Below are 13,456 nucleotides of genomic sequence, written 5' to 3'. Positions count from 1 at the left end.
TGTTACACAGCCTGCTTCTTTCATTAAAGAGACCCGATATGTCAGAAATCAGCCGTGCCGTGTTATTCGGCAAACTGGATACGCTGTTATTTACCTCGCTGGAAAGCGCCACCGCCTTTTGTAAACTGCGCGGCAATCCTTATGTTGAGCTGGTGCACTGGCTGCACCAGCTGATGCAGCAGCAGGATGGCGACTTACAGCGGGTGATCAGCCATTTTTCACTGGATGAAAACGCGCTGACGCGGGATATCGTCGCGGCGCTCGACCGCCTGCCGCGCGGTGCGAGCGCGGTTTCCGATCTCGCCGAACACATCGACAGCGCCGTCGAGCGCGCCTGGGTCTACGCCTCGCTGAAGTACGGTGCGACGCGCATTCGCGGCGGCCATCTGCTGATTGGCATGCTCAAAACCTTCAACCTCGCCAGCGTGCTGAAAGGCATCTCCGGCCAGTTTGGCCGTATCAATGCTGATGCGCTGCTGGAGCAGTTCGACACGCTGCTCGCCAGCAGCAAAGAGGCACAGCAGGCGCTGGTGGCACAGCCGGGCACCGAGAGTGCCGCACCGGTAGCCAGCACCAGCACGCTGGCGCAGTACGCGCAGGATCTCACCGCACGCGCACGCGAAGGACGCATCGATCCGGTCACCGGCCGTGATGAAGAGATCCGCCAGATGGTGGATATTCTGATGCGTCGCCGGCAGAACAACCCGCTGCTGACCGGCGAAGCGGGCGTTGGTAAAACCGCGGTGGTCGAAGGCCTGGCGCTGCGTATTGCCGTAGGCGACGTACCGGCTCCGCTGCGGGATGTGCAGCTGTGGCTGCTGGATATCGGCATGCTGCAGGCCGGTGCCGGCATGAAAGGCGAATTTGAAGCGCGCCTGCAGGCGCTGATTAATGAAGTGCAGTCCAGCCCGACGCCGATTGTGCTGTTCGTTGACGAGATCCACACGCTGGTCGGTGCCGGCGGCCAGCAGGGCACCGGCGATGCCGCCAACCTGCTGAAACCGGCGCTGGCGCGCGGCCAGCTGCGCACCATCGGTGCCACCACCTGGGCCGAATACAAAAAGTACATTGAGAAAGATCCGGCGCTGACGCGTCGTTTCCAGACCGTGCAGGTGCAGGAGCCGGATGAAGCCAAAGCGATTCTGATGCTGCGCAGCACCGTCAGCGCGCTGGAGAAGCACCATCAGGTACTGCTGCTGGATGAGGCGGTCAGCGCGGCGGTGAAGCTGTCGCATCGTTATATTCCGGCGCGCCAGCTGCCGGACAAAGCGGTGGCGCTACTGGACACCGCCTGCGCACGCGTGGCGGTGAGCCAGGGCGCACAGCCTGCGGCACTGGAAGATTGCCTGCATCGTCTGGCCGCGCTGGAGATTGAAGCGGAGATCATTGAGCGCGAAAGCAAAGTCGGGCTGGGCGATGCGGCGCGTTCGCAGGCGGTTGCCGCCCAGCGCGCGACGCTGGAAACCGAGCGCGAGGCGTTGCAGCAGCGCTGGCAGCAGGAGCGTGAACTGGTCGATCAGCTGATCGCTCTGCGGGCGCGCTGCGTGACGGAGGGCGAAGCCGCGCTGCGCGATGAGTTGGACGCGACGCAACGGCAGCTGCAGCAGGTGCAGGGCGAAGCGCCGCTGCTGTTTGCCGCCGTGGATGCCAGCGTGGTGGCCGCCGTGGTCGCAGACTGGACCGGGATTCCGCTGGGGCGCATGGTGAAAAACGAAATCGACGCGGTGCTCAATCTCGCCGATACGCTCAACCAGCGCGTGATTGGCCAGCGGCACGGTCTCGATCTGATCGCCAAACGCGTGCGCACCTCACGCGCGCGCCTCGACAATCCGAACAAACCGGTCGGCGTCTTTATGCTGTGCGGTCCCTCCGGCGTCGGCAAAACCGAAACCGCGCTGGCGCTGGCCGAGTCGCTGTACGGCGGCGAGCAGAACATCATCACCATCAACATGAGCGAGTTTCAGGAAGCCCACACCGTTTCCACCCTGAAAGGCGCACCGCCGGGCTACGTGGGCTATGGCGAAGGCGGCGTGCTGACCGAAGCGGTGCGGCGTCGACCCTACAGCGTGGTGCTGCTGGATGAGATTGAGAAGGCGCATCCGGATGTGCACGAGCTGTTCTTCCAGGTGTTCGATAAAGGCTGGATGGAGGATGGCGAAGGGCGCCATATCGACTTCCGTAACACCATCATTATTCTGACTTCCAACGTCGGTACGCAGCTGATCAGCGCGATGTGTGCCGATCCGGAGCTGATGCCGGATCCGGAAGCGCTGAGCACCGCGCTGCGCAAACCGCTGCTGGAGGTGTTCCCGCCAGCGCTGCTGGGTCGCCTGCTGGTGGTGCCGTATTACCCGCTGAGCGACGCGATGCTGGCGGAAATCGTCCGGCTGCAGCTGGGCCGGATTGTTCAGCGTCTCGCCGACAACCACGGCATCAGCGCGCAGATTGACGATTCGGTCATCAGCCAGATCGTGCAGCGCTGCACGGAAGTGGAGTCCGGTGGCCGCATGGTCGACGCCATCCTTACCAATACCCTGTTGCCGCAGATGAGCCAGATGCTGCTCAGCGCCCACGCCCGCGATGAACGCTATCGTCGCGTGCAGGTACGCTGTGAGCAGGGCGAGTTTGTTTGCCAGTTCGATGTCTAAAGCCGTTAGTGATCAGAGAGTTTTCGAAAATGTCGGAACACGATAATCCCCTCAACGTACCCAACGCTCTGCCGGTGGGTTACCGTTTCAATGAGTTTGAAATTAAAGAAGTGATCGGTGGTGGCGGCTTTGGCATTGTTTATCGTGCCTGGGATCATCAGCTGGAGCGTGATATCGCCATCAAAGAGTTTATGCCGGCTTCGCTGGCGGTGCGCAGCGATGATCTGAATCTGGTGCTGCGCAGCGAACGCTTCAGCAAAACTTTTCATGCCGGGCTGAACAGCTTTATTCAGGAGGCGCGCCTGCTGGCCCGCTTCAACCATCCAAATCTGCTGCACGTGCTGCGTTTCTGGGTGCAGAACGACACCGCTTATATGGGCACGGTGTTTTACAGCGGCACCACCTTATCGAACCTGCGCGAGCGCAATCCGCAACTGGTGGATGAAGCCTGGATTCGTCGCCTGCTGCCGCCGCTGCTGGGTGCGATCAAAACCATCCACGACGCCGGTTACCTGCACCGCGATATCTCGCTGGATAACATCCAGATTCAGAGCAGCGGCGAGCCGGTGCTGCTGGATTTTGGCTCTGCGCGTAAAACCATTGGTAACCTGTCGGATGAGAGCGAAACCATGCTGCGTCCGGGCTATGCGCCCATCGAGCAATACAGCGATAACGACGAAAGCGAACAGGGCGCGTGGACGGATATTTACGCGCTGGGCGCGGTGCTGCACACGCTGATCACCGGGGCGCCACCGCCGGTGAGCGTGGTGCGCAGCATCGAAGATAACTACCAGCCGCTGGCCGCGCGCCGCCTGCCGGGCTACTCCCAGGCGTTGCTGACGGCGGTGGACCGCGCGCTGGCGCTCAAACCGGAAGATCGGCCGCAGGATATTGATGTCTTTGCCGGGCTGATGGCGCTGCCAGAGCGCGAACCGGAACCGCTGCTGAGCGCCAAAATCAGCGGACCGGGCACCATGCTGGTGCCGGTGGAAGAGGCGAACGAAGCCGAAACGCTTTCGCCGGTGAAATCACTGCTGCGCCATCGCTTCGCGCTGCCGGGGCTGGTGGCCGCGGGCGTGCTGGTGGGATTGTGCGTGGGGCTGGTGATGTCCGGGGGCGATGAGCCTGCGGCGCCGTCAGCGACGGTGCAAAACAGCGCGCCAGCTGCTGATCCGGCAGTTTCACCTTCAGCGTCGTCAGCGCCAGCCGCAACGGCAGCGGTAACGCCGGAAAAACCGCGCGAAGCGGAGCCGCAGCCTGCACCGCCGCCGGAGCCGGTCGCGCAGGTTTACATCAAGCTGCAGCAGGGCGAACGCGTCCAGGTGAATGGCAAACCGCAGGCGCTGGTGCCTGCCGCCAACGGTTTTGCCGCGCTACAGCTGGCGCCAGGCAACTATACCTTTGCCATCAGCGGCCAGGGCGGCACGCGCGAGCAAACGCTGACCATCAGCGAAGAAGGCGTCTGGTTGCTCGATCCACACAGTTAATAATCAGGGATTTATTATGTTCTCACGCATCACCGCGCAGCTGCCGATGGACGGCCTGCTGTTCTGGAAACTCACCGGCGCCGAGGCGCTGTCGCAGTCGTTTGAGCTGAACGCCGAGCTGCTGGCCACGGACGCGCGCATCGACCGGCACGCGCTGCTGGGGCAGCCGGTCACGTTCACGCTGCCGACGCAGAGCCTGCTGTCGCCGCGCTACCTCAACGGGAAAATCACGCGGGTGGCGGTGCGCAGCGAGGAGCTGAGCGGAACGCGCTACGCGGTGTACCAGCTGCGGGTGGAGCCGGACCTGTGGCCGATGCGCCGGGACCGCAACCTGCGGATATTCCAGGGACAGACGGTGCCGCAGATAGTGCAGACGCTGCTGCAGGAGAACGGGGTGAACGTGGAGACGCGGCTGGGCAGCAGCTACCGGGTGTGGGAGTACTGCGTGCAGTACCAGGAGAGCAGCTTCGACTTCATCAGCCGGCTGATGGAGCTGGAGGGGATTTACTACTGGTTCCGGCACGAGGCGGAGCGTCACGTGATGGTGCTGTGCGACGGGGCGGACCAGCACGAGGCGTTCGCGGGCTATGAGACGATACCGTACCACGTGACGGCGTCGGGCGGGAGCGTGACGGAGGAGGGCATCAGCCAGTGGTCGCTGTGCGAGAGCGTGACGCCGGGGATGTACAGCACGGACGACTACGACTTCCGCAAGCCGAACGCGTGGATGCTGCAGGCGCGGCAGAACCCGGTGTCGCCGGTGCCGGGGGCGGTGGACGTGTACGACTGGCCGGGCCATTTTGTCGACCACAGCCACGGGGAGTTTTACACGCGCATCCGTCAGGAGGTGTGGCAGGTGGCGCACCACAGCGTGAGCGGAACGGGGACGGCGACGGGCATCGCGCCAGGGTACCGGTTCGGCATCGTGAACGCGCCGCACTTCAGCGACAACGGGGAGTACCTGGTGACGTCGGCGCGGTACGACTTTGAGGAGAACGGGTACGCGAGCGGCGGCGGTGGGGCGCGGCACAACATCGCGTTCACGGTGCTGCCGTCGTCGGTGACGTACCGCGCGGAGCCGGCGACGGCGTGGCCGAAGACGCACGGGCCGCAGACGGCGAAGGTGGTGGGCCCGGCGGGAGAGTCAATCTGGACGGACCGCTACGGCCGGGTGAAGGTGAAGTTCCACTGGGACCGCCTGGCGAAGGGCGACGACACGAGCTCGTGCTGGGTGCGGGTGTCGAGCGCGTGGGCGGGTCAGGGCTTCGGCGGGGTGCAGATCCCGCGGGTGAACGACGAGGTGGTGGTGGACTTCATCAACGGCGACCCGGACCGGCCGCTGATCATCGGTCGCGTGTACAACGAGGCGAGCATGCCGCCGTGGGCGCTGCCGGCGGCGGCGACGCAGATGGGGTTTTTAAGCCGTTCGAAGGACGGCACGGCGGACACGGCAAACGCGCTGCGCTTCGAGGACAAGGCGGGCGAGGAGCATCTTTGGATCCAGGCGCAGAAAAACATGGATACGCACGTTAAAAACGATGCCAGCCACTCGGTCGCCAACAACCACAGCCATTATGCTGGCGGTAATGAGCTATACCGCGTTGAGACCAACCGTGTACACGGTATCAAAGGCGGCGAGGAGCTCCTGACCGGACAAGGCAAGCTGGACGCGGCAGTTGATACCTATGTTCTGGGATCCGGCACCAAACTGCGTCTGGAGTGCGGTGAAAGCGCCATTGAACTCAACGCTAACGGTCACATTAATATCGTCGGTAAAGGCTTCAATATTTTCGTGCAGGGCGATGGCCACATTACAACGTCTGGCGGCAAGCTGAACCTGAATACTGACGGTGCAAAGCCCGGCACCGGTGCGCCTGGTGCCGATCACAAACAGAATATCAGTAAAGCGGTGGAGAACCTGTTCCCCCCTAAACAGAAAGGACAGGCGGCTCCGGCTGCGCCGAAAGCTGCCAAATCTGAACCAAAAAATGCCGCAGACCAAAAGCACGACGATAACTTTAGCAAGTTATCGCCAATAATTCTGCGGCATGAAGGTGGTTATGCCAATCGTGCGGCAGATAAAGGTGGGCCAACTAATCACGGTATTGCATGGAAAACATGGCAGAGATATGCTCAGGAAGATGTGGGCGTTGAGCCCACGCTAGATAACCTAAAAAAACTTACTCCAAAACAAGCAGAAGTTATCTACAAAAAAAGATATTGGGATGCCAAAGGATTTAATGATATTAAGGATCCTAAGTTAGCATTAATGTCATATGACTGGACTATTACATCTGGTGGGGCTGGCAAACAAATTCAGAAGTTATTGAATAGTCAATATGGGAAAAACTTAAAGGTGGATGGGGCTATCGGGCCAGATACCATCGCCGCAATGAATAGTGTTGCTGATTCTAATGAGTTAACCGAAAATATCGCAGAGATTAGGAAGGTATATTATAAAAATTTAACGATTTCAGATCCTAATAACCTTCCTAATTTAAATGGATGGATTAACAGAGTAAATGATTGTTTGAATTTTAAGGGCTGAATAAAATGAGAAATAAATTTTCGATGTTTGCAGTTATATTATTCGCTAAATCTACATTTCTGTGGGCTGCGGTGGATTTCAACGGTGAGTGGTCTGGTACTGCGGGTAATGAAAATAGCTCCGATTATTCCACGTTAAATATCAAGCTCAGACAAGTTGATGGGAAGGTTGTTGGGCGCTACTGCTACATTAAGAATAGTGGTAATCGTATTGATTGCCCTGATGGTGATGAGAATAACTTACATGGCGTTGTGAAGAATAATAAAGCTAATGTGAAATTTGACTCTGTCTTTGGTGGTAAAAATGGAGAGGCTGAGTTGACATTAAATAATAACGCCATGCTTTGGCATTTAATTGTACTGCCGAGCCATGGTGAGTTTTATGCTCCCAAAGATTTTTCTCTTAAAAAGATAGAGCCAAATAGAAATGCAATGTTAAAAAGCAGGGTTTTTTCGACATCAGGATTCACCGTGACTCTTGTAAATAACTGTGGGGGTTTTTATACCAGTTGTAAAAATGTAAAGTATTATGGCATGAGAAATAGCGATGGTAGCCAGATTTCACTTACCGGCCACACAATTGATTCCCCTGATGCAGCCAAAGCAGTTGGTATGATTTTCAATAATGGAAATATAGAGTATGGCATTAATTTTGAGCCGTTAACGCTGACGGTATCAAGAGACAAAAAGGTATTGCTATCACAGGATGGAAAGTGGGAATGAAAATGTCCAGGAGTGTATTGCGTAAAATGTATCTTGCCAGGTTAATAAATGATTTTTAGGTTTTTATATACAGCTGTACTATCCGGGTTGATGATCGATTTGAATTTTAAAAAGTTGGCTTGTCGGGTAAGTTGATGCGTAATAAATTATCTTTACTTAGTGTTGTGGCAGTTATGGTTTTCGGCATGATGTCAGCCAGAGCAGACGTAGTGATGTCTGATTATAATAGCCTTGAGAAAGTTTCATCCGTTTTTAGCAACAAAGATGTACTGCTGAAGCTAAAGAGCATTTTGGGTCCTGATTACGATACCTTCAGTCAAAACTTTGATGTGTATGGTGAACCGCACCTGACATCAGCAGGCGGATTGTTTGTGGAAGGCTGGTTAAGAGATCTCTATCTGGAACAGGCTTCAGCCTTTGTAATACAACCTGATGGCAGGACCTATGCTGCATGGATAGATGCTAAAACGGGCAAAATAAGTTATCGATGTAATGATAATACTGAGAAAACTTTGCAGCCTGATATTGCTGCCTGGGCAAAGCGTTTCAATAGCGACCCTGCGGGGGATTCTGCAGGTAACTTACAAGCAAACTGTACCAGTAAACCTCTTTCAGCCTCCGACTTCAGTGTGGAAATCAATCATTATCGTGTCTCACTGGGAGACGAATGGGATAATCTGACAAAGCAGCACGCCGGAGTGCCGATTGCTGAAAGCTATGCTGGCGACAGACCTTCAGACGACGGAAATTATCATTATTATCAGTATAACTATCCAGGTTTTGATATTTACTCTTCCAATTTGAACTGGGAAAAAGAGCATCGCGACAGTGATAGCTATATCATAGCGCAAATCACCCTTAATTCGCCGGGAATCAAAACGTACAGGGGTGTTTCAGTTGGTGACAGCGAAAGCGCTCTGCAGCGTCGTTATGGCAAAGGCGCTGTTGATGACAGTGATGATCAATACTGGATTTATTACGAGGGTGATGGAAAACGTCTCTTATTTCAGATTGAAGATCATCGCATAAGTCACATTATGATGGTTTTTAATGATGCGTAATGTGTCACTGTCAATTACTGGCTAATATGCAAATAAAATTATCAACTGGCGATGGAACAGCTTAATTAACTTCGTTTCGCTAAAGTGATTCCGCATAGATTCGGAACCATCCTCATTTATTCCTCTAACGGATATCCAACATGCACTACCAATTCAACGAGGGCGCGTTCGCCCTGTTTCCGGCTGGCTGGCAGGACACCAGCATGAATATTCTGCGCGATGAAGCCACCGGGCTGGCGCTGATCGTCAGTCGTGGGCCAATCGCTGAAGGCAGCGATTTTGAGCAGGAGTTTCATCGTCAGTGGGATACGTTGCGCAGCCAGATGGGCCATGTAGAGCAGAGCGAATTTACACGCGTGCTGGCGGGAGCCGACAACACGTTGCGCGCCATCGAAGTGGAAACGGCTTTTGATCGCAACGGGCAGGCACTGTGGCAACGTCAGCTGGCAGTAAACGTGCCTGAAACCAATACGTTGATGATATTTACTTTTTCAGCCATGCGGCCTTTTGATGAAGAAGACGGGGCACGCTGGCATGCCTTCAAACAGAGCCTGACGCTGAACGCCCCACGGAAGGGATAATTATGGATAAGCACGCGGCCCGCCAGGGCGATGACATCATTCATTCCAGTATTTTCTCCGATATCACCAGTATCGTCGCTGAAGGTGCGGTCTACGCCGCGATGGGCGCGATTGTTGCCGGTATGGCTACCGTAGCCGCTCCGCTGGTTGGCGTGGGTGCGCTGGCGGCGGTAGGCAGTAGCTGTCTGCTGAGCGGTATCATCGCGGGTGCGGTGGCGAATGTGGCAGGTATCACGGACGACATCAGCGCGGCTGCGGATGGTATTGGTGACATGCTGTTCCCGCCGTCGCCTGCGGGTGTCATTGCCAGCGGTTCGGATAATGTGATCATCAATGGCATAGCGGCGGCTCGCGCGGCAGGCGAACTGACGGCAGGCGATACGCCGTTACCGGAAGCGCAGTCGGCCGGATTTTTTGCCGACTATGCCGGCAAACTGCTGGCGGTTGCCGACCAGTTCGCCGGGGCGATGTGGCAGCCGACGATTGCCTCTGCTGCCGCAGGTACCTCGCCGCTGGAACAGGATAAAGTTGCGTGCGAGAAACACAGCGGGCCACAGTATCTCGCTGAAGGATCTAAAAGCGTATTCATCAACGGCCAGCCGGCGGCACGTGCTAAAGATCGCACCACCTGTGGCGCGACCATCAGTGATGATGTTTCAGCCAACGTCATCATTGGCGGTGAAACGCTAACGGTGCGGGATGTCAAAAGCGGTAAACAGCCGGGACTGGCGCTGGCGATGATCGGCCTGTCGCTGATCCGCGGTCGTCCCGGTCAGATCCTGAAAAATATGCCGTGTGCGCTGGCAATGGCGGGCGGCGGCATGCTAGCCGATATGTCTATCAACGCGATATTTTCCGCGCTGCACCCGGTACATGCCGCTACCGGCGTGAAAGTGCTGAATGATGATGCCGAGCGTGATTTCTCGCTGCCGGGACGTTTTCCCCTGCGCTGGCAGCGCAGCTATAACAGTCTGACGCAGCGCGTCGGCCTGTTTGGCCGTGGCTGGTCGACGGTGTTCGACAGCTATCTGACGCTGGAAGGCAATCAGGCCACCTGGTTTGATGACAACGGCCGCGAACTGCGTTTTGCCTTGCCCGGTGAAAAAGAGGTGCTTTACAGTATCAGCGAAGGGCTGATGGTGCGACGCAATGCGCACGGTGACGTGGCCATCGCTGACGATGACGGCGCGGTATGGCGCTTGTACAAACCCACCGCCAGAAACCCGCAGCTCTTGCGCCTCGCCTCGCTGAGTGACGAGTACGGCAACGCGCTGGAGATGGGCTGGGATGAGCAGAGCCGGCTGGTGCGCATCCATGATGAACCGCTGGCAATTGACGTGACGCTGCACTACAACGACGAACGCCATCCGCAACGCGTTACCGCTGCCAGTCACTTTGACGGTGAACAGCACTGGCCGCTGATGCGCTGGAGCTTTGATGATCACGGCCAGCTTGCCAGCGTCACCGATGCGGCAGGCATTGAAACGCGCCGTTTCCGTTATAACGTGGATGGCCTGATGGTGTGGCACCGCCTGCCGGGCGGGCTGGAGAGCGAGTATCGCTGGCAGCTGTTTGATCACTGGCGGGTGATAGAAAATCGCACCAGCAGCGGCGATGGCTGCCGTATGCAGTACGATCTCACGGCGGGCATTACCCGCGTTTCTACCTACGATGGTCAGCAGCGCGAGCATCACTGGAATGCACAGGGATTGATTACCTGCTACATCGACGAGCGCGGCGAGCAATGGCGCTACGAGTGGGATGACAATGAACTACTGACGCGCCGTATTGACCCGCTCGGCCATGCGGTGAACTTTACCTACGACGAGCTCGGTAACCGCATTGAAGAGCAGGATGCCGATGGCAATGCGCAGACCACAGAGTGGTTAACGCATCGTGCCCTGCCCAGCGTCATCACCCAGCCTGGCGGCGCTGCCATCCGTTATTACTACGATATCCATCACGGACTGGAACGGGTGGTCGATGCGCTCGGGTACAGCACGCGTTATCTGCGCGATGAGTTTGGGCTGATCACTGAAGAGATTGATGCGGCGGGCAATCGCTATCGCCGTGAGTATAACGATGCCGGGCAGGTCATTCGCGAGACGGACTGCTCCGGCCAGACTACGCGTTACCGTTATCATCCGCTGGGCTGGCTAAGTTGTGTTACAGCAGCCGATGGCGAAGAAACGCGATACTACTATGATGCCGCCGGGCGGCCCCGGCAGATGGAACGTGCTGAAGGCTGGGAAGAACGTCTGGAGTGGAGCGAACGTGGTCTGCCAGTGGCGTATGCCTCGGCAGACGGTAAACGCAGCGAATTCGCTTACGACCAGGCCGGCAGACTGACTCTCTCGCGAAACGCGCAGGGCGAAGAGGTGCAGCGCCGCTGGGACAGCCGTGGACGTTTAATCTCGCTGCAAAATCAAAACGGTGAAAGCTACCACTTCGAATGGGGCGCAGATTCGCTGCTGCTGGCGCAGATCGGGCTGGACGGTGTGGCAACCCGCTACGACTACGATGCCGCCGGACGCGCAGTTGCCCGCACTTTCGCCGCCGGTCACCCGCAGGCGATTACGCACCGCTTTGCCTTCAGCCCGGCAGGGCAACTCATGGCGCGCATCACCCCGGAAGGCCAGACGCGCTATGACTATACCGAGGCGGGCCAGCTGGCAAGCGTGGCGCAGCATCTGCCACTGGGGGAAAACCAGTGGAGCCGTGAAGCCGAGCAGGCGATTACCTTCGCGTATGACAAAGCTGGTCGCGTGATTGCGGAGCAGGGCGATCAGGGCAGTCTGGCGTGGCAGTACGACGCGCTGGGCAACTGCACTGCGCTGACGCTGCCGGATGGCCGCCAGCTGAAACAGTTGTATTACGGCAGCGGCCATCTGCTGAGCATCGCGCTGGATAACCTGCCGGTCAGCGAATTTACGCGTGATACGCTGCACCGCGAGCTGAGCCGCAGTCAGGGCGGACTGACCACGCGCAGCGATTATGATCGGCTGGGTCGGCTGGTGCGTCGCGATGTGTTTGACGGTGAGGCACAGCGCCCGGCACCGCGCCGCTGGTCACGCCGGCGTGATTTCGACTACGGCAACAACCTGATCCGCGAACAGCGCGACGACAATCCTTTCAGCCAGACGCTCTGGCACTACGACAGCGCGGGCCGTCTGTTGGTGCAGGAAGGTGCTCAGCCTGGTAATGATACGTGGCGCTGGGATGGCGCGGGCAATCCGCTGGACCGCAGCGCGGCAGCAGCGGTAACGCACAATCGTGTTACGCAGCTGAACGGCATCCGCTGGCGCTACGACGTGCACGGTCGCACCAGTGAAAAGGATGATGGTCAGACGCGCTGGCGCTACCGCTATGATGACGAGCATCGCCTGATCGAAGTTGTCAGCGAGCCGCGCGATCGCAACAAGCCTCAGGTGCAGGTGAGTTTCCGCTACGATCCGCTCGGGCGCCGCATCAGCAAGCGCGCACAGCGTTTGCTGCACGGCAAGCCGGCCGGAGCAGCCACCTTCACCCGCTTCGTCTGGGACGGTTTTCGTCTGCTGCAGGAAATACACGACGAAGTGCCACTGACTTACGTATACAGCGACGCACACAGCTATGAACCGCTGGCGCGTATTGACGGCAATGAGGGCGCGGAGATTTTCTGGTTCCACAATGCCGCTAACGGCATGCCGGAACGCCTGACAGACAGCGAAGGCCGCATCAGCTGGGAAGGCATCAATAACGCATGGGGCAAACTGCTGCGCGAAACTCATCAGCAACTGCCCGGCTACGACCAGAACCTGCGTATGCAGGGCCAGTACCTGGACCGTGAAACCGGACTGCACTACAATCTGTTTCGTTACTACGATCCGGACAGTGCGCGGTTTACGCAGCAGGACCCGATAGGGCTGGCGGGTGGGCTGAATCTGTACCAGTATGCGCCGAATGCGCTGGGGTGGGTGGATCCGTGGGGGTTGAGAAAATGCAAACCCAACCGGCCAACTAAAGCTAACGACCATAATCAGGCTGCTTTCGGCAGACAATGGCAAGGTCATGGTATTTATAAGGGGCGCGATAAATGGTCAAATACTTTCTTAAAAGAAGGTGATATTGTCTATGGCGGAGCACCCGGACAATCTGGTTTCTATTTCGACAAAGCCACTTTAGATGCTGCTGATGGTAGCAGAACAAAATTATGGCAGAGTCTGCAGGTACTTCCCCACCCAACATACGGTTATAGAAAAATGGTACAGGCTTACCGAGTTAAAAAAACTACAGTTGCAGGTACTGGCCAGGCTTTATCACAAGATCCTTCTCTTGGTTTTGGTAAAGGTGGCGGAACGCAATTCTTTATCTCTAATTATAAAATTGTATTAGAGCCAATAGGATCTCCATTTGGTTTAGGAGTGTGA

At 57.3% G+C, this 13,456-nt stretch carries 7 protein-coding genes; all 7 read left to right on the top strand.

Annotated elements, in window-relative coordinates:
* The first annotated feature begins 38 nt into the window (after window positions 1-38).
* Window positions 39-2,648, top strand: coding sequence for a type VI secretion system ATPase TssH (gene tssH, locus KOL70_RS20925; RefSeq protein ID WP_215481521.1), 2,610 nt, complete (start codon window positions 39-41; stop codon window positions 2,646-2,648).
* A 29-nt stretch (window positions 2,649-2,677) separates the two neighbouring features.
* Window positions 2,678-4,135, top strand: a complete 1,458-nt coding sequence (locus KOL70_RS20920) for a serine/threonine-protein kinase (RefSeq protein ID WP_215481520.1) — start codon at window positions 2,678-2,680, stop codon at window positions 4,133-4,135.
* A gap of 16 nt (window positions 4,136-4,151) precedes the next feature.
* Window positions 4,152-6,683, top strand: a complete 2,532-nt coding sequence (gene tssI / locus KOL70_RS20915) for a type VI secretion system tip protein TssI/VgrG (protein WP_215481519.1) — start codon at window positions 4,152-4,154, stop codon at window positions 6,681-6,683.
* Between the two features lie 5 nt (window positions 6,684-6,688).
* Entirely contained in the window at window positions 6,689-7,405 is a 717-nt protein-coding gene (locus KOL70_RS20910; RefSeq protein WP_215481518.1) for a hypothetical protein, read from the top strand.
* A gap of 134 nt (window positions 7,406-7,539) precedes the next feature.
* Window positions 7,540-8,466 carry a hypothetical protein gene (locus KOL70_RS20905; protein ID WP_215481517.1) on the top strand — a complete coding sequence of 309 codons (927 nt, stop codon included), beginning with the start codon at window positions 7,540-7,542 and terminating at the stop codon, window positions 8,464-8,466.
* A 140-nt stretch (window positions 8,467-8,606) separates the two neighbouring features.
* Window positions 8,607-9,047, top strand: coding sequence for a DcrB-related protein (locus KOL70_RS20900; protein ID WP_058771505.1), 441 nt, complete (start codon window positions 8,607-8,609; stop codon window positions 9,045-9,047).
* Between the two features lie 2 nt (window positions 9,048-9,049).
* Entirely contained in the window at window positions 9,050-13,456 is a 4,407-nt protein-coding gene (locus KOL70_RS20895; RefSeq protein ID WP_215481516.1) for an RHS repeat-associated core domain-containing protein, read from the top strand.

This window comes from Pantoea sp. B270, assembly GCF_018726825.1.
GTDB classification, from domain to species: Bacteria; Pseudomonadota; Gammaproteobacteria; order Enterobacterales; family Enterobacteriaceae; genus Pantoea; species Pantoea dispersa.
Note: the sequence above shows the minus strand (reverse complement) of the source record. Positions and strands in the feature narration are given on the sequence as shown.